This is a genomic window from Thiohalocapsa marina, assembly GCF_008632335.1.
GTDB classification, from domain to species: Bacteria; Pseudomonadota; Gammaproteobacteria; order Chromatiales; family Chromatiaceae; genus Thiohalocapsa; species Thiohalocapsa marina.
Genome location: NZ_VWXX01000035.1, coordinates 1 through 16493 on the forward strand (window position 1 = coordinate 1; position 16493 = coordinate 16493).

15 protein-coding genes and 4 tRNA genes are annotated in these 16493 nt (G+C 67.2%); 8 read left to right on the plus strand and 11 right to left on the minus strand.

What is annotated here, in order from left to right:
* Window positions 1–212 precede the first annotated feature (212 nt).
* The 3 genes from F2Q65_RS16110 to F2Q65_RS16120 form a co-directional block, all read right to left on the minus strand.
* Window positions 213–288, minus strand: a tRNA-Thr gene (locus F2Q65_RS16110).
* A gap of 105 nt (window positions 289–393) precedes the next feature.
* Window positions 394–467, minus strand: a tRNA-Gly gene (locus F2Q65_RS16115).
* 134 nt (window positions 468–601) lie between these two features.
* Window positions 602–686: transfer RNA gene (locus F2Q65_RS16120), tRNA-Tyr, on the minus strand.
* Between the two features lie 308 nt (window positions 687–994).
* Between F2Q65_RS16120 and F2Q65_RS16125 the strand changes: the two genes are divergently transcribed.
* Window positions 995–2338 carry a UDP-glucose dehydrogenase family protein gene (locus tag F2Q65_RS16125; protein WP_150094440.1) on the plus strand — a complete coding sequence of 448 codons (1344 nt, stop codon included), beginning with the start codon at window positions 995–997 and terminating at the stop codon, window positions 2336–2338.
* A 206-nt stretch (window positions 2339–2544) separates the two neighbouring features.
* Entirely contained in the window at window positions 2545–4008 is a 1464-nt protein-coding gene (locus F2Q65_RS16130) for an OmpP1/FadL family transporter (RefSeq protein ID WP_150094441.1), read from the plus strand.
* 64 nt (window positions 4009–4072) lie between these two features.
* Here F2Q65_RS16130 and pth read toward each other — a convergent pair whose 3' ends face one another.
* The 6 genes from pth to F2Q65_RS16160 all read right to left on the minus strand — a co-directional run bounded on the left by pth (window position 4073) and on the right by F2Q65_RS16160 (window position 9374).
* Complete coding sequence (pth, locus tag F2Q65_RS16135; protein WP_150094442.1) at window positions 4073–4660, minus strand: aminoacyl-tRNA hydrolase; 588 nt, start codon at window positions 4658–4660, stop codon at window positions 4073–4075.
* 118 nt (window positions 4661–4778) lie between these two features.
* Complete coding sequence (locus F2Q65_RS16140; protein ID WP_150094443.1) at window positions 4779–5408, minus strand: 50S ribosomal protein L25/general stress protein Ctc; 630 nt, start codon at window positions 5406–5408, stop codon at window positions 4779–4781.
* 183 nt (window positions 5409–5591) lie between these two features.
* The gene (locus F2Q65_RS16145; RefSeq protein WP_150094444.1) at window positions 5592–6545 is read right to left on the minus strand and encodes a ribose-phosphate diphosphokinase; all 954 of its coding nucleotides are present in this window, start codon (window positions 6543–6545) and stop codon (window positions 5592–5594) included.
* 62 nt (window positions 6546–6607) lie between these two features.
* Window positions 6608–6682, minus strand: a tRNA-Gln gene (locus tag F2Q65_RS16150).
* Between the two features lie 117 nt (window positions 6683–6799).
* Window positions 6800–7675, minus strand: a complete 876-nt coding sequence (gene ispE / locus F2Q65_RS16155) for a 4-(cytidine 5'-diphospho)-2-C-methyl-D-erythritol kinase (protein WP_150094445.1) — start codon at window positions 7673–7675, stop codon at window positions 6800–6802.
* Between the two features lies 1 nt (window position 7676).
* Window positions 7677–9374 (minus strand): tetratricopeptide repeat protein, encoded by a 1698-nt coding sequence (locus F2Q65_RS16160; protein ID WP_150094446.1) that lies wholly within the window; start codon window positions 9372–9374, stop codon window positions 7677–7679.
* A gap of 182 nt (window positions 9375–9556) precedes the next feature.
* Between F2Q65_RS16160 and hemA the strand changes: the two genes are divergently transcribed.
* The 6 genes from hemA to F2Q65_RS16190 all read left to right on the plus strand — a co-directional run bounded on the left by hemA (window position 9557) and on the right by F2Q65_RS16190 (window position 14697).
* On the plus strand, window positions 9557–10831 hold the full coding sequence (gene hemA, locus F2Q65_RS16165) for a glutamyl-tRNA reductase (protein WP_150094447.1): 1275 nt from the start codon (window positions 9557–9559) through the stop codon (window positions 10829–10831).
* Window positions 10832–10841: 10 nt separating this feature from the next.
* Window positions 10842–11921 (plus strand): peptide chain release factor 1, encoded by a 1080-nt coding sequence (prfA, locus tag F2Q65_RS16170; RefSeq protein WP_150094448.1) that lies wholly within the window; start codon window positions 10842–10844, stop codon window positions 11919–11921.
* Between the two features lie 99 nt (window positions 11922–12020).
* Window positions 12021–12857, plus strand: coding sequence for a peptide chain release factor N(5)-glutamine methyltransferase (prmC, locus tag F2Q65_RS16175; protein ID WP_150094449.1), 837 nt, complete (start codon window positions 12021–12023; stop codon window positions 12855–12857).
* A 72-nt stretch (window positions 12858–12929) separates the two neighbouring features.
* Window positions 12930–13340 (plus strand): hypothetical protein, encoded by a 411-nt coding sequence (locus F2Q65_RS16180; RefSeq protein ID WP_150094450.1) that lies wholly within the window; start codon window positions 12930–12932, stop codon window positions 13338–13340.
* Window positions 13341–13356: 16 nt separating this feature from the next.
* Window positions 13357–14100: a HesA/MoeB/ThiF family protein gene (locus F2Q65_RS16185; protein WP_150094451.1), complete on the plus strand. Its 744-nt coding sequence runs from the start codon at window positions 13357–13359 to the stop codon at window positions 14098–14100.
* Window positions 14101–14163: 63 nt separating this feature from the next.
* Window positions 14164–14697, plus strand: coding sequence for a hypothetical protein (locus F2Q65_RS16190; RefSeq protein ID WP_150094452.1), 534 nt, complete (start codon window positions 14164–14166; stop codon window positions 14695–14697).
* 30 nt (window positions 14698–14727) lie between these two features.
* On the opposite strand, the gene F2Q65_RS16195 is transcribed toward F2Q65_RS16190, so the two are convergent.
* On the minus strand, window positions 14728–15429 hold the full coding sequence (locus F2Q65_RS16195; protein ID WP_246156284.1) for a thiol:disulfide interchange protein DsbA/DsbL: 702 nt from the start codon (window positions 15427–15429) through the stop codon (window positions 14728–14730).
* Window positions 15430–15543: 114 nt separating this feature from the next.
* Complete coding sequence (gene ubiA / locus F2Q65_RS16200; protein ID WP_150094453.1) at window positions 15544–16461, minus strand: 4-hydroxybenzoate octaprenyltransferase; 918 nt, start codon at window positions 16459–16461, stop codon at window positions 15544–15546.
* Window positions 16462–16493: the final 32 nt, after the last annotated feature.

Here is a 16493-nt window from a genome sequence, read left to right on the forward strand (position 1 = left end):
GTCTTGCCATGGTCGACGTGACCAATGGTGCCGACATTGACGTGGGGCTTCTTGCGCTCGAACTTTGCTTTGGACATCGACTCTTTCTCCGCCTGATACCTGAAGCCTTTGACCGCGACTGTCTTGCCCGAAACCGGGCGTATGACCGGGCTCGGAAATAGGCACTTCGCGACGATGGCGATCGGGCCCGCAGACCCGATGCACGACCTGTATGGAGCCCATGACCGGAGTTGAACCGGTGACCTCACCCTTACCAAGGGTGTGCTCTACCAACTGAGCTACATGGGCCAAGCTATCTTACTTGCACATCTCTTCGGGCTGCACATTGCACCCGACCTCACCAACCAGGGTACGATGCCGGCCAGGCCGAAACCGTCGCCGATCCGTACCTGATGGAGCGGGTGATGGGAATCGAACCCACACCATCAGCTTGGAAGGCTGAGGTTCTACCATTGAACTACACCCGCAAGCCCAGCGGCTTCGGCAACCCCAAGCCCGCCGGGGACACCCGACTGCTCAGGGATGCTGCCTATCCGGCGCGTGCGATGCAGGGCTCGCCCTGCAATGACCGCACACCCCGCCGATGGCTACTCTCTCGATTTGGTGGAGGGGGGAGGATTCGAACCTCCGAAGGCTGAGCCGTCAGATTTACAGTCTGATCCCTTTGACCGCTCGGGAACCCCTCCGATGTGCCGAGCTGCGCATAGTACATCTCGCCCGGCCCTGCGTCAACGCCCGAATCCGGCATTTTTTTCGCATGCTTCCCGTTCACGCCCCGACCGTCCGGCCATCCTCCCGGATCGGCTACCCGCATCGCACCAGGGCCTCGTCGACGTCTGCCGGCAAGGTGACATCCGTTGCCGGCGCAAACGAACTTTTCTGCTACCATCCACGGCCTTTCGACAACGGTTGGCCCGCCGGATATGCGCAGACCGATGCCCTCCGGGCCTGACTGCCGACCCCAATCCCATCCTCAAGATACGGGAACCTAACCATGAACGTGACGATCTTCGGTAGCGGTTATGTCGGTCTGGTCACGGGCGCCTGCCTGGCCGAGGTCGGCAACCATGTGCTGTGCGTCGATGTCGACCAGCGCAAGATCGACATCCTGAACAACGACGGCGTACCAATCTATGAGCCCGGGCTCGAGGACCTGATCCGCAAGAACCGGGCGGCCGGCCGACTCGCCTTCACCACCGATCCGGCCCAAGGCATCGCCCATGGACTGTTCCAGTTCATCGCAGTGGGTACGCCGCCGGACGAGGACGGCTCCGCCGATCTGCGGCATGTACTGGGCGTCGCCCGCACCATCGGCGAGCACATCAATGGCTACAGGATCGTCGTGGACAAGTCGACGGTGCCGGTGGGCACCGCCGATCGCGTGGCCGAGACCATTCGCGAGGCCCAGGCGGCCCGCGGCACCCAGCACGAGGTGGACGTCGTCTCCAATCCGGAGTTCCTCAAAGAGGGCGCCGCCATCGAGGACTTCATGCGACCGGATCGCGTCGTCGTGGGCACCGATAACCCCCGCACCGGTGAACTGCTGCGCGCCCTGTACGCGCCCTTCAACCGCAACCACGATCGCGTGATGGTGATGGACATCCGTTCGGCGGAGCTGACCAAGTACGCCGCCAACGCCATGCTCGCCACCAAGATCAGCTTCATGAACGAGCTGTCGAACATCGCCGAGGCCGTCGGCGCCGACATCGAACAGGTGCGCCTCGGCATCGGCTCCGACCCCCGCATCGGCTACCAGTTCATCTATCCCGGCTGCGGTTACGGCGGCTCCTGCTTCCCCAAGGACGTGCGCGCCCTGGAGCGCACGGCGCAAGGCATCGACTACCGACCCGATCTGCTGCAGGCCGTGGAAGCGGTCAACGACCGGCAGAAGGACGTGCTGTTTCGCAAGATCGACGCCCGTTTCGACGGCGCGCTGGCGGGCAGGACCATCGCGCTCTGGGGCCTCGCCTTCAAGCCGAACACCGATGACATGCGCGAGGCCTCCAGCCGGCGCCTGATGGAACAGCTGTGGGCCGCCGGCGCCCGCGTGCGCGCCTATGATCCGGTGGCCGCGGAGGAGACCCGACGCATCTACGGCGAGCGCGAGGATCTGACCCTGGTGGACGAGCAGATGGCCGCCCTGGACGGCGCGGACGCCCTCGCAATCGTCACCGAATGGGCGCAGTTCCGCAGCCCGGACTTCGACGCCATCAAGGCCAAGCTCGGCACCCCGGTGGTCTTCGACGGCCGCAACATCTACGACCCCGCTCAGGTCGCGGCCGCGGGGCTGGACTATGTCTCCATCGGCCGGCGCCCGGTGCCGGCCACGGGGCGCTGACAGCCGCGGCGTTGCCGTCATACAACACCTTGGGGCGCCGTGTTTTTCGGCGCCCCTCCGGAGCGAATGCGGATTGACAATTCCCAATCCTCGCGTACCATGCCCGGCAAATTGTTTCACAAATATAACAGCGGGCCCGCCCGGGTCCGAATGCCGTCGATCTGGCGCCGACCGGGGCCAGCGAGAGTTCACGAGGAGTGGTTTCAATGAGAGTCAAGTCACTGGCGGCTGCCGTCGCCATCGCGTCCGCCGCCGTTGTCCCCGTCGCCCAGGCCACCAACGGCTACATGTCGCATTCGTATTCACCCGCCACCAAGGGCATGGCCGGCGCCGGCGCCGCCGCCCTGCCCCAGGACAGCCTGTCCCTGATCGGCAACCCGGCGGGTCTGACCCGGGTCGGCCGCCGCGCCGACATCGGCGTGTCCTGGTTCAGCCCGCAGCGCGAGTACGACGGCCTGACCCCCGACCCAGTGCGGGGGGCCTTAGCCCCCATCGGTTCCGGGGCGGACGGCACAGGCACGGTGGAGAGCGAGAATACCGATTTCCTGATCCCAGGCCTGGGCTACACTCACCCGATCGATGACCGCAGCGCGGTGGGCGTCGCCCTGTTCGGCAACGGCGGCATGAACACCGACTACCGCGCCAGGGACACCATGATCTACCCCGGTGTCGGCCATCTGGGCACCTTCGGCGGCAACAACCCGCAATACAACCCCCCCCAGATCCCGGGCACCAGCGCCCAGGGCGCCGGCAACGCCGGCGTCAACCTGGAGCAGCTCGGGCTCAGCATCGGCTATGCCCGCGACCTGTCCGATACCCTGTCCCTGGGCGCCAGCTTCCTGGTCGCCTACCAGACGATCGAGGTCAAGGGCGTGGGCGCCTTCCAGGGCTTCACCCAGACCTTCACCCAGAGCATGCTCGCCAATGGAGGCATGGCGGCGGTGTCGCCGACCGACCTGAGCGACAACGGCAAGTCGTCCTCCTGGGGCTTCGGCTTTCAGGTGGGCGGCATCTGGGACGTGCATCCGCGGCTGAGCCTGGGCGCATCCTACCGGACCAAGATGTACATGGAGAAGTTCGACGAATACTCCGACCTGCTGGCGGAGGGTGGTGACTTCGACATCCCTGCCGTCGGTAACATCGGCGCCGCCTTCCGCGCCACCGATCAGCTCACCTTCGCCCTGGACGTACAGCACATCTGGTACGGCGATGTCGACGCCATCGCCAACGAGAACGATCTGGCGCAGAAGTGCGACCTCAACGCCGCCTTCGGCATGCCCAGCGCCCCCGGCAGCATCTACGACTCCCGCTACTGCCTCGGCGGCTCCCGCGGTGCCGGCTTCGGCTGGGACGACATGACCATCCTGAAGCTCGGCGTGCAGTACGAGGTGAATGACAAGCTCACGCTGCGCGCCGGTTACAGCTATGGTGACAACCCCATCGACGGCAGCCAGGTGGCATTCAACACCCTGGCCCCGGCGGTGATCGAGGAACACTGGACCATCGGCGCCTCCTACGCCCTGCGCGACAACTACGAGATTGGCTTCTGGGGCATGTACGCCCCGGAGAACAGCGTCAGCGGTCCGGGGGCATTCACCGGCGACCAGGCACCGGAGATCCGCATGCATCAGTACGAGGTCGGCGTCAGCTTCGCCTGGCTGTTCGACTAGGCTGTGACGCCTGATGCACGAACAAGCCGCCCACGGGCGGCTTTTTTCATGCCCCATCGGCAGGTCACGGCATCGCCGAGTGAAGCCGGTTCATGGCCAGCTGGAACTTGCCCGCGGCCAGTTCCGGCACACCCCGCTCCGCGTCGTCGATGGCATCAAGGATCGCCGCTGCATCCTCCTTCGACGGCCGCCCGAGCACATAATTGATCACCCGGTCCTTATGGCCAGGATGATCGATTCCGATGCGCAGACGCCAGAAGTCCGGGCTGCCCAGGGCGGCAATGGTGTCGCGCATGCCGTTGTGGCCGGCATGACCGCCGCCGCGCTTGAGCTTGACCCGACCCGCAGGCAGGTCCAGTTCGTCGTAGGCCACCAGGATCTGCTGGACGGGCACGTCGAAATAGCGCGCCACCGCGACCACCGCACGGCCGCTGTGATTCATGTAGGTGGTGGGTTTCAGCAACCGCAGATCCTGCCCGGCCACGGTGATGCGTGCCAGCATGCCGTGAAACTTCGACTCCGCCCGGAACTGCCCCTGATGGCTGGCCGCCAGCCGGTCCAGCAGCCAAAAACCGGCATTGTGCCGGGTGTGCGCATAGTCCGGCCCCGGATTGCCGAGCCCGACGATCAGCCGGATTCCGCTCTCTGACAAGGTCCTGTCCCTCCACAAACGAAAAGCCCGCGACAATCCGGGGATTGACGCGGGCAATCGGCCGCCGGTCGACGGTGCGAAGACGACCTGAAGGCGGTACGCAGACCGCCCACAGACATCAGGCGGGGGTTTCGCCCTCGCCGCCCTCTTCGCCTTCCTCGCCCTCTTCGGTGGCACCACCGTAACCCGCGTGGATCATGACCACCGGGGTTTCCGGCTCCACCGCGTGGGTCAGCTCGACCCCGGCCGGCAGATTCAGCTCGGACACGTGGATGATGTCACCGACATCCATGTCTGCCATGTCCACGACGATGAACTCGGGCAGGTCCGCGGGCAGACAGGTGACCTCGATCTCGGTGATGTTATGCGACACCTTGCCGCCCAGCTTGACGCCCTTGGCGGTGGCCTCGTTCTCGAAGTGCACCGGCACCGTCAACTTGAGCTTCTCCGCCATGCTGACGCGCTGGAAATCCGCATGCAGCACGAACGGCTTCGCCGGATGGCGCTGCAGGTCCTTCAGCACCACCTTGGACGCCTCGTTGTCGATCTTCAGGTCCAGCAGCGAGGAGTAGAAGGCCTCGTGCTCCAGGTGGCGCAGCAGATCGTTGTGGACCAGGGTGATCATCTGCGGCTCCTTGTGTCCGCCATAGACGATCCCCGGAACCAGTCCCTGACGACGCAGGCGGCGGCTCGCACCTTTCCCCTCGTCGGTCCGGGCCTGGGCGATGACTTCGAATGTCTCACTCATTGGCATTACTCCGTGAAAAACTCAGGTGTCGGCGACCCGCGACCAGGCAGCCGACACAAAAAGCCGGCCCCGTCCGGGGCCGGCGGATGCCTGACCGGATGGATCTCATCCAGTCGGGCGGTTCATTGATAGCCCTCTGCCCCACTCGGGACGAGCGGAATGCCCGGACGACGCCAGCCGGCATCAGTCGACGAACAGCGAGCTGACGGATTCCTCGTTGGACACCCGCCGCATGGTCTCCGCCAGCAGTTCGCCGATGCTCAGCTGCCGTATCTTCGGGCAGGCGGCGGCCTCGGCCTGCAGCGGGATGGTGTTGGTTACCACCAGTTCGTCCAGCATGGAGCCGGCGATGTTGCTGACGGCCGGACCCGACAGCACCGGATGGGTGCAGTAGGCCACCACCCGAGCGGCGCCGTGGTCCTTCAACGCCGCGGCGGCCTGACAGAGGGTACCGGCAGTGTCCACCAGGTCATCCACCAGCACGCAGGAGCGGCCGCGCACGTCACCGATGATGTTCATTACCCGGGCCTCGTTCGGCCGCGGCCGGCGCTTGTCGATGATGGCCAGGTCCGCGTCGTCCAGACGCTTGGCCAGAGCACGCGCCCGCACCACGCCGCCGACGTCCGGCGACACGACCATGAGACCGGGATACTTGCGCCGCCAGATGTCGCCCAGCAGGATGGGCGAGGCGTAGACATTGTCCACCGGGATGTCGAAGAAGCCCTGGATCTGGTCCGCGTGCAGGTCCATGGTCAGCACGCGGTCAGCCCCCGCCGAGCCGATCATCTTGGCCACCAGCCGCGCGGTGATGGGCACCCGCGCCGAACGGGGCCGGCGATCCTGCCGGGCGTAGCCGAAATACGGAATCACCGCCGTGACCCGCTTGGCCGACGCCCAGCGCAGGGCATCGATCATCACCAGCAGTTCCATCAGGTTGTCGTTGGTGGGCTCGCAGGTGGGCTGCAGCACGAAGATGTCGCGCCCGCGCACATTCTCCTGGATCTCCGTCATGACCTCGCCGTCGCTGAACTGGCCGACGACGGCCTTGCCGAGCGGAATGCTAAGATGCCCGGCGATCTCGGCGGCCAGATCGGGATTCGCGTTGCCGGAGAACACCATCATGTGACTGGCGGGCACGGGTCTTCCTCTCGTCAGCTGGGTACGGCTGGTGGCGGCGGTGGGGTGATGACGACGATGAATGGCTGGGGCGCCAGGATTCGAACCTGGGAATGCTGGGATCAAAACCCAGTGCCTTACCGCTTGGCGACGCCCCAAAAAACTCTGGCAGGGAGACCCGGCAGGCGACCGTGCCGCGTTGTGCCGGTCTTTCTCAGGCCAGGTCGAACCCAGTTGGACCCAGCGCAATCCGACCGAGATCCTGCAAGATCGAACTAGGCCGGCCCGAACAGCGGCGACCGGTTCCGGCCCCGGGCAACGAAGGCGTTCCACGGTGCCGGTGCATCGGCGGCGACCTGCTGTGCCTCCTGCGCAGTACTGAAGGCGGCGAAGACGCAACCGCCGGTGCCGGTCAGCCGTGCCTTGCTGCCCTGAGCCGAGGCCTGCTGCTCGAGCCAGTGGAAGGCCTCTGCGACCGACGGGTAGTGATCCAGTACCACCGGCAGGCAGTCGTTCGCCTCATCTCCCTCGATAAAGTCCGCCATTTTGACTGGAGGCGAGTTGCGTGTCAACGCCGGGTCGGCGAAGACCGCCGCCGTCGCCACCGCCGTGGGCGGTGTCAGCACCAGGTACCAGGGCTCGGGCATGGTCACCGGCGTGAGGCGTTCGCCGACGCCTTCCGCCCAAGCCGCCTGGCCGCGCACGAACACCGGCACATCGGCGCCGAGCCCCAGGCCGATCTCCGCCAGCTGGTCCTGCGTCAGACCCAGGCCCCAGAGCTGGTTCAGCGCCAGCAGCGTGGTGGCGGCATTCGAGCTGCCGCCGCCGAGGCCGCCGCCCATGGGCAGACATTTGTCGACGTCGATGTCGACGCCGGCATCGCAGCCGGTGCGGGCCTTCAGCGCCAGCGCCGCCCGCACCACCAGGTCCTGCGCCGGATCGATGCCCAGGGCGCCGCGTCCGCGTTGCACCCGACCATCCGCCCGCAGCTGAAAATGCAGCCGATCGCAGCGGTCGATGAACTGGAACACGGTCTGCAGCAGGTGGTAGCCGTCCGCGCGCCGGCCCACCACCTTGAGCATCAGGTTGAGCTTGGCCGGCGCCAGCCAGGCGCCGTCCGCAGCGGGTTGCGCCAGCATTTCAGGCAGCATGTCAGGGCTCCGACTGGGTGAAGCGATGGCGGCCAAGCACCTTCAGCAGGTATTCATGCGTCGGGTACTCCGACAGGGCGCGCTCCCAGATGGCACGGGCCTCGTCGCGGCGGTCAAGGGTCCAGAGCACCTCGCCTAGATGCGCGGCGATCTCGGCATCGAACACGCTGTCCAGCGCCTTGCGCAGGTAGGGCTCCGCCCCGGTGGCATCGCCCATGCGATAGCGCACCCAGCCCATGCTGTCGAGGATCGCTGGCTCGTCCGGGCTCAACTGCAGGGCACGCTCCACCAGGCTCAGGGCCTCGTCCAGCCGGTCGGTCCGGTCCGCCAGGGTGTAGCCCAGGGCATTGAGCGCGTCCACATGATCCGGATCGGCCACCAGGATGCGGCGCAGATCACGCTCCAGCAGGTCTACACGGTCCATGCCGACGGCGAGCATGGCGCGGCCGTAGAGCAGATCAGCGTTTTCCGGATGCGCCTTGAGCGCATCGCCGTAGACCGCGATCGCCTGCTCATCCAGCCCGTGCTCGCTGAGCAGATCGCCCTCGATCAGGTACAACGTGATGGCATCGGCGGGGGACTGGTCCCGCAACCGCTGCAGGATCTCGCGCGCACGCTTGACCTCGCCCTGCTGGGCATGCAGCCCCGCCAGCCGGATCTGGGCGCTGCTGAGGTTCTCGCCGCGGACCTGACGGTACCAGTCCATGGCCTGCTGAGGGTTCTCGGCCTGCTCCTCGACCTGCCCCAGCAGGTAGGCGGCGTCGTCCGCGCGACCGGCGAAGGCGTGCAGGCGGTTCAGGTAGTCCCGCGCCTGTGCCAGCGCATCCAGTTCCGCCGCCAGCACTGCCGCGGCCAGCAGCACGTCCGGCTGCGCCGGATCGGCCTCCAGCACGCGCGAGAATTCCGTCAGTGCCTCCGCATAGCGCTCGGCATCGACGTGGAACTGGGCCAGCATCAGCCGCAGTTCCTGGTCGTCCGGGTCCGCCGCCAGGTACTGCTGCAGCAGCGCCAGGGCATCATCGCGCCGTTGCTCGGTGGCCAGCAGGCGCACCTGGAACATCCGCGGATCGTTCCAGTCGGGTCGCAGCAACGCGGCGCGCTCGGCGTAGGCCCGCGCCGCATCCGGCTGGTCTGCAGCGGCGGCGAGCATGGCCAGGGCCTGCTGGGCATCGGCGTCGTCGTCACGCCCGGCCAGCAGCTCCCGCATCATCGACAGGCGTTCCGCCGGCTCGGCCACCCGGGTCAGCAGCTGCGCCACCTGCATGTAGCGGTGAGCCGGATCCGGCAGCAGATCGAGCAGCCTGCGCAGCTCGTCCAGCGCGCCGCTGCGGTCGCCGCGGTCGAGCTGGGCGTAGGCACGAATCTGCCGCGCCTTGGTGGCGAGCGGTTCCAGCTCGATCCAGAGGCGGGTGGCCTGCAGGGCGGCGTCGGCGTCATCGGCCCCCAGCGCCGCCGCGGCGGCCAGTTCCGCCAGTCCGGGATCCCGCGCCTGGGTGGCGGCGCTCAGGTAGTGGCGGAACGCCGCGTGGTGCGCGCCGCGCTGCAGCGCCACCTCGCCCACCAGTACGTCGTAGACCAGCTCCGCGTTCAGCTCATCCGGCGCTGTGGCAGCGGGTTCTGCCGAGACCGGCGCGCCGGATTGCGCTGGTGCCGTCAGCAACAGCGCGGTAAAAAAGGCCCCCAATCGAGGTGTCGACATTGTAATATTCGTGTCTCCGGGCAGTTGATCGCGATCAGCCGTTACGTCGGTTTGATCGCAGTATACTAGCGCAGTTCCATCCCCCGGAACGGGGCCCGCGCCCCCATATCCCGGACAAATACACCAGCAGCAAGGCGCCAGGCCATGGCCGCCTGCGATCGGCTAGCACTCCGAACAGCTCCATGACCATCTTGACCCTTGGCCTGAATCACAAGACCGCCCCGGTGGACATCCGCGAGCGGCTCACCTTCGGCCCCGACGTCATCGTCGGCGCACTGCGCGGCCTGACCGAGCAGACGCCGGTGGACGAGGTGGTGATCCTGTCTACCTGCAACCGCACCGAGATGTACTGCGCCATCGACGGCCGCGACACCGAGGGTGCCCTGCGCAACTGGCTCGGGCGCTTTCACGGCATCGAGCCGCAACTGTTCGCGCCGCACCTGTACGCCCACGAGGACCGCGAGGCGGTGCGACACCTGTTGCGGGTGGCCAGCGGGCTGGACTCCATGGTGCTGGGCGAGCCGCAGATCCTGGGTCAGGTCAAGGCCGCCTTCCAGACCGCCTGCGACAGCGGCAGCGCCGGGCGCATGCTCGGGCGCATGTTCCAGCACACCTTCTCGGTAGCCAAGCAGGTGCGCACCGACACCGCCATCGGCAGCAGCCCGGTCTCGGTCGCCTTCGCCGCCGTCAGCCTGGCGCGGCAGATCTTCAGCGACCTGAGCAAGCAGACCGCCCTGCTGATCGGCGCCGGCGAGACCATCGAGCTGGCCGCCCGCCATCTGCACCAGCATGGCATTGGCCGCATCATCGTTGCCAACCGCACCGTCGAGCGCGCGCACAACGTGGCGCAGCAGTTCGACGGCTACGCCATCGCGCTGACCGAACTGGCCAGTCACCTGCCGGAGGCCGACATCGTCGTCTCCTCCACCGCCAGCCCGCTGCCGGTGCTGGGCAAGGGTGTGGTGGAGCGCGCGCTGAAGCAGCGCCGTCACCGCCCGGTGTTCATGGTCGACATCGCCGTGCCGCGCGACATCGAACCCGAGGTGGGCGACCTGAACGACGTCTACCTGTACACCGTCGACGACCTGCAGGGCGTGGTCGAGGAAGGCATGCGCTCGCGCCAGCAGGCCTCGGAGCAGGCCATGGAGATCATCGAGGTGCACACCGAGGAGTTCATGGCCTGGGTGCGCTCGCTCGACGCCGTCTCGCTGATCCAGGACTACCGCTCCAACGCCGAGCGCATCCGCGATCAGATGGTGGAACGCGCCCAGCGCCACCTGGCCGCCGGCAAGCCTGCGGACGAGGTCGTCTGCCAGCTGGCCCACACCCTGACCAACAAGCTGCTGCACAGCCCCAGCGTGCGCCTGCGCCGGGCCGGCCGCGAGGGACAGTCGGACCTGCTCGACGCCGCCAACGAACTCTTCCAGCTCGGCAGCGGCCAGGACGCCACCGGTTGATAGCGTGTCCATGAACCCGTCGATCCGCCACAAGCTGGAACGGCTCTCCGACCGCTTCGGCGAAATCACCGCCCTGCTGGCGGACCCTGAGGTGCAGAACGACCAGAACCGGTTTCGCGACCTCGGCCGCGAGTATGCCCAGCTGCAGCCGGTGATCGGCCAGTACGACGCCTACCGCGACACCGAGGCGGAAATCGCCGCGGCCAACGAGCTGCTGGCCGATCCGGAAATGGCCGAGCTGGCGCGCGACGAGATCAGCGCCGCCGAGCAGCGCCGCGATGCCCTGGAGCCGCAGTTGCTGCAACTGCTGCTACCGTCCGACCCAAACGATCAGCGCAACATCTACCTCGAGGTCCGCGCCGGCACCGGCGGCGCCGAGGCCGCCCTGTTCGCCGCCGACCTGCTGCGCATGTACCTGCGCTACGCCGAGTCGCTGGGCTGGCGCCACGAGATCATGAGCGCCAGCGAGGGCGAACTGGGCGGTTACAAGGAGGTGGTGGTCCGCATCAGCGGCAACGGTGTCTACGCGCGGCTGAAGTTCGAGTCCGGCACCCACCGGGTGCAGCGCGTGCCCGAGACCGAGTCCCAGGGGCGCGTGCATACCTCAGCCTGCACCGTGGCCATCCTGCCGGAGGTGGACGCGGTGGAAGCGATCCAGATCGACGCCGGCGATCTGCGCGTGGACACCTATCGCGCCTCCGGGGCCGGCGGCCAGCATGTCAACAAGACCGACTCTGCGGTGCGCATCACCCACCTGCCCAGCGGCATCGTGGTGGAGTGCCAGGATGAGCGCTCCCAGCACAAGAACCGCGCCCGCGCCATGTCGCTGCTGCAGGCCCGGCTCATGTCCCAGGCCATCGATGCCCAGACCGCCGAGCAGAGCCAGTCACGCCGGCTGCAGGTGGGCAGCGGCGACCGCTCCGAACGCATCCGCACCTACAACTTTCCGCAGAATCGGCTCACCGATCACCGCATCAACCTCACGCTGTACAAGCTCGACGAGATCATGCTGGGCCACCTGGACCAGGTCACCGAGCCGCTGCGACAGGAGTATCAGGCGGACCAACTCGCGAACCTGATGGGAAGTTGAGGCAAGCCACCCGCCGCGGCATGCCACACCGTCCGACGATACCCATCGTGCCATATCGATGCCTTGTCTAGAACGGGCCTGTCCAGCAGAAAACGCCCCATGACGACGCTTGCAGAGGCGCTGGCGCATTGCCGTGAGGCACTGGCTGGCCTGACGGAATCCCCGCGGCTGGATGCCGAACTGCTGCTCTGCGCGGCAGCCGGCATCAGCCGCACCACGCTCATGGCCTGGCCCGAGCGGACGCTTGCCGCGGACCAGCGCCGGCGGCTGCAGGTCCTGCTCGCCCGACGCAGCAGCGGCGAGCCGATGGCCTACATCCTCGGTCAGCGCGAATTCTGGGACCTGACCCTGCGGGTCGGTCCCGGCGTGCTCGTCCCCCGTCCGGACACCGAACGGCTGGTGGAGGCAACGCTGGCCGCCCTGCCCGTCGATGCCGCCCTGACCTGCGTCGACCTCGGCACCGGCTCCGGCGCCGTCGCCTGTGCCCTGGCCCGGGAACGCCCAGCCTGGACCCTGATCGCCATCGAGCACGCCGCCCCAGCGCTGGCCATCGCTGCGGACAACGCCCGCCGCCTCGGTCTCGGCAACCTGCAACTGTTACGCGGCGACTGGCTCGACGCCATCGCCCCCCGCAGCCTGGACGCCATCGTCAGCAACCCGCCCTATGTCTGCGCTGACGACCCCCATCTGGCCCGGGGCGACCTGCAGCACGAGCCCATCACTGCGCTGGCCGCCGGCGCCGACGGACTCGACGCCATCCGCCGCATCGTCGCCGACGCCCCCCGCTGCCTGCGCCCTGGCGGCTGGCTCGCCCTGGAGCACGGCTGGGACCAGGGACCATCGGTCCGCGCGCTGCTGCACGCCGCCGGCCTCCGCGACATCCGCACCCAGCGCGACCTCGCCGGCCACGAGCGCGTCACCAGCGGACGGACCTGACACCCCGCACAGAGCCGGCTGGCGGCTCAGCAAACTTGATTATTTCCCATGCCGCATTAGCATACGGTAGCCATGGACATTGCCGACGACGATCGCATCAAGCACCGCCAGATCCACTTCCGGGACCTGCATCCGGAGCGGAACGATGCCCGCACGGCGGCAGAATTCCTGGACGGCGTCGACGGCGTGCTGCACACCGACGCGGTGACGCCGCTGCGGCTGGATCTGACCTATGACCTCACGCTGACCTGCCTGGAAGAGATCGAGGAGGCCCTGGACGAACTGGGTCTGCACCTGGACAACAGCATGGTCTACCGGATTCGGCGCGCGCTGCACTACTACACCGAAGACACCTTCCGCGAGAACTGCGGCTGCAAGCAGGGCGAGAGCAACTGCACCCGGCGGGTCTTTGCCAAACGCTATCAGACCCTGCAGCACGGCTGCCGGGATCACCGACCGGAACACTGGCGCCGTTACCTCTAGGCGGACGCTGATCCAGATGAACGACGACCAGCTCCTGCGCTACAGCCGCCAGATCATGCTGCCGGACTTCGGCATCGATGCCCAGCAACGGCTGCTGGACGCCCGGGTACTGGTGGTGGGACTCGGCGGGCTGGGTTCGCCGGCGGCCATGTATCTGGCCGCCGCCGGCGTCGGCCACCTGCTGCTGGCGGACTTCGACGCCGTGGACCTGTCCAATCTGCAGCGCCAGTTGCTGCACACCACGGACCGCATCGGCCGCACCAAGGTGGACTCCGCCATCCGGAGCCTGTCGGCACTCAATCCGGACGTCCGTCTGCAGCCGGTCAAGGGCAGCCTGGACGCCGGGCGACTGTCTGCGCTGGCGGACGGGGTGGACCTGATCCTGGACTGCAGCGACAACTTCGCCACACGTTTCGCCGTGAATGCCGCCTGCTTCCAGGCCGGCATCCCGCTGGTGTCCGGTGCCGCCATTCGCACCGAGGGCCAGGTCGCGGTCTTCTCCGGCCGCCGCGGCGGCCCCTGCTACCAGTGCCTGTATCCGCTGGACGGCCAGGTGGACGAGACCTGCACGCAAAACGGCGTGCTGGCACCACTGGTGGGCATCATCGGCAGCATCCAGGCGACCGAGGCGATCAAGGTGCTGACGGGCCTGGGCGAGCCGCTGTACGGCCGGCTGCTGTTGCTCGACGCACTGCGCATGGAATGGCGCAGCCTGCGCCTGCCATCGGACCCGGCATGCCCGGTCTGCGCTCAGGGCTGAACGAGCCGCCAGCCGTTTATCGGCTATACTCGGGCCTTTTCACCCCCGGACCCCATCCCGCCCATGCGCTTCGAAGTGACCGATCGCGAGATCAAGCAGGCCAATGTGCCCCATGAGATCTTTCTGACCAACCTCATCGGCAATCACATCCTGCTGGCGGTGGCCCTGGGTGGCATCGCCGGCAGCTTCCCCTGGGCCATGGCGGTGATTCCGGCCATCTCCTTCAGCCTGCTGGGTTACACCCTGTGGCGGGCGCGCCAGTCCATCCGCCGTGACCCCTGGTACGTGATGTGCCACTGGCAGGTCTGCGCCCGACGCAGCCGCATCTTCATCGTCATGCTATCGCTGCTGCTGGTGGTCATGGCCCTGGGCTGGGCCGGGCATGTCTACCTGGGCATGATGAAGGAGGCGGTGATCGCGCTGGTGGTGGGCGTCGGTATCCTGCCGGTGATGGTCACCATCCTGATCCTGATCATCGTGGAGTCCGATGCGCTGTACCACGCCAACCAGGCCAAGCTGCCGGCCTGGGTGGTGCAACGCTATCCCAACCCGGACGCCAAACCCATCGTCGAAGACGACGCCCTCGCAGCGCCGTAGGGAACCACAGGGGCCTTTGGACAGCCGGCCTTACTCGGGCGCGGCCGCCCCAGGGGCACCGGCCTCCAGGTCCACAAGGTAGTCAACCACCTGGAACATCCGCTCGTTGCTGCCGGCCTGGGACGCGCTGGTGACGTACTTGCCGTTGACCACCACGGCCGGCACGCCGTCGACGCCGTAGCGGCGCACCAGATCGGCGGACTTGCGCACCTGCATGTCCACCGGGAAGGAGTTGTAGGCGTTGCGGAAGGCGGCCTCGTCGATGCCCTGCTCGGCGGCGAAGGCGATCAGCGCGTCGTCTGTCTGCAGGCGTCGCCGCTCTTCGTGCATCGCCCGGAACAGCGGCTCGTGCAGACGGTCCAGTTCACCCAGCATCTCGGCCGCATAGTAGGCCTTGGCATGGGGCGCCCAGTGGGGCGCGGCCGCCGCCGGCAAGCGCCGGAAAGTGGCCTCGGCGGGCTTGTTCTCAAGCCACGCCTGCACACGCGGCTCCAGATGCCAGCAGTGCGGACAGCCGTACCAGAACAGCTCCAGCACCTCCACATCGGCGCCGGGTTCGGCCCGCACCGGCTGCTCCACGCGGCGGTAGTCGATGCCCTCGTCGAACTCGGCGGCCGACGGCGTCGCCGCCGTGGCGGCGGTCGTCACCAACAGGGCCAAGGACATCAGGACACCGATCAGCCCTGCCGACAAGGTAGCGGGTGTGCGCGGAAAACGGATCTGTGCTGTCATGCTGGTCATATCTCCATCTAAGGGTCTGCTGGCAAGCGGATCCGGCCATTTGGGGCCGATCCTGGGGGACGATCCTGGGGCCGATCCTGGGGACGATCCTGGGGCCGATCGGGATCACCCCGAAACGACCGGATCGAGCAGATAATCGATCACCAGGCCGATGAACACGGCCATGCCGAAGTAGTTGTTGTTGAGAAAGGCCTGGAAGCAACGCTGGGGGTCCCGATCCCGGATCAGCCACTGCTGGTACAGCGACAGCCCCGCCGCAACACCAAGACCGCCCAGGTAGGCCCAGCCACGACCGGCTTGAAGCCCCACATGGAGCAACAGGGCCAGCATCACAAGCTGCAGCAGGCCGATGACCAGACGGTCGTACCGACCGAACAGTATTGCCGTCGACTTGATGCCGATCTTCAGATCGTCCTCACGGTCCACCATCGCATACTGGGTGTCATAGATCAGTGCCCAGACCACCGCGCTGGCAAACAGCACCCAGGCCCACGGCGGCACGCTGCCCTGCAGCGCGGTGAAGGCCATGGGCACCGCCCAGCCGAAGGCCGCCCCAAGAAACACCTGCGGCATGTGGGTGTAGCGCTTCATGAACGGATAGATGAAGGCCAGCGACACCGCGACCACGGACATGGCAATGGTCTGCCAGTTGAGCAGCAGCACCAGCGCGAACGCCACCAGGCTCAGCACCACGAACACCGCCACCGCCTCGGCCGGCGTGATCAGCCCCTGGGCCAGGGGCCGCTGGGCGGTGCGCTGCACATGGCCGTCGAAGCCCCGGTCGGCGTAGTCATTGATGGCGCACCCGGCCGAGCGCATCAGCACCACGCCGGCGACGAAGATGGCCGCCACCGTCCAGGCGGGCTGGCCATTGCCCGCAATCCACAACGCCCACAACGCCGGCCACATGAGCAGGAAAATGCCGATGGGTCGATTCAGACGTACCAGCCGGACATAGGCAACCAGACGCGCGCGCCAGCCGGGGGCGGCCGTGGTTCTGACCTTCAACGGAGGATATGCCATGCGAAAACACGAGCCAAAGCAGGAACGGCCGA

What these genes read in the sequence shown, in the direction of transcription:
- F2Q65_RS16125 (WP_150094440.1), top strand. Translation starts at nt 995, where the DNA reads ATGAACGTGACGATCTTCGGTAGCGGTTATGTCGGTCTGGTCACGGGC.
- prmC (WP_150094449.1), top strand. Translation starts at nt 12,021, where the DNA reads ATGACGACGCTTGCAGAGGCGCTGGCGCATTGCCGTGAGGCACTGGCT.
- ispE (WP_150094445.1), bottom strand. Translation starts at nt 7,675, where the DNA reads ATGCTGCCTGAAATGCTGGCGCAACCCGCTGCGGACGGCGCCTGGCTG.
- F2Q65_RS16180 (WP_150094450.1), top strand. Translation starts at nt 12,930, where the DNA reads ATGGACATTGCCGACGACGATCGCATCAAGCACCGCCAGATCCACTTC.
- hemA (WP_150094447.1), top strand. Translation starts at nt 9,557, where the DNA reads ATGACCATCTTGACCCTTGGCCTGAATCACAAGACCGCCCCGGTGGAC.
- F2Q65_RS16130 (WP_150094441.1), top strand. Translation starts at nt 2,545, where the DNA reads ATGAGAGTCAAGTCACTGGCGGCTGCCGTCGCCATCGCGTCCGCCGCC.
- F2Q65_RS16140 (WP_150094443.1), bottom strand. Translation starts at nt 5,408, where the DNA reads ATGAGTGAGACATTCGAAGTCATCGCCCAGGCCCGGACCGACGAGGGG.
- prfA (WP_150094448.1), top strand. Translation starts at nt 10,842, where the DNA reads ATGAACCCGTCGATCCGCCACAAGCTGGAACGGCTCTCCGACCGCTTC.
- F2Q65_RS16190 (WP_150094452.1), top strand. Translation starts at nt 14,164, where the DNA reads ATGCGCTTCGAAGTGACCGATCGCGAGATCAAGCAGGCCAATGTGCCC.
- F2Q65_RS16195 (WP_246156284.1), bottom strand. Translation starts at nt 15,429, where the DNA reads ATGACAGCACAGATCCGTTTTCCGCGCACACCCGCTACCTTGTCGGCA.
- ubiA (WP_150094453.1), bottom strand. Translation starts at nt 16,461, where the DNA reads ATGGCATATCCTCCGTTGAAGGTCAGAACCACGGCCGCCCCCGGCTGG.
- F2Q65_RS16185 (WP_150094451.1), top strand. Translation starts at nt 13,357, where the DNA reads ATGAACGACGACCAGCTCCTGCGCTACAGCCGCCAGATCATGCTGCCG.
- F2Q65_RS16160 (WP_150094446.1), bottom strand. Translation starts at nt 9,374, where the DNA reads ATGTCGACACCTCGATTGGGGGCCTTTTTTACCGCGCTGTTGCTGACG.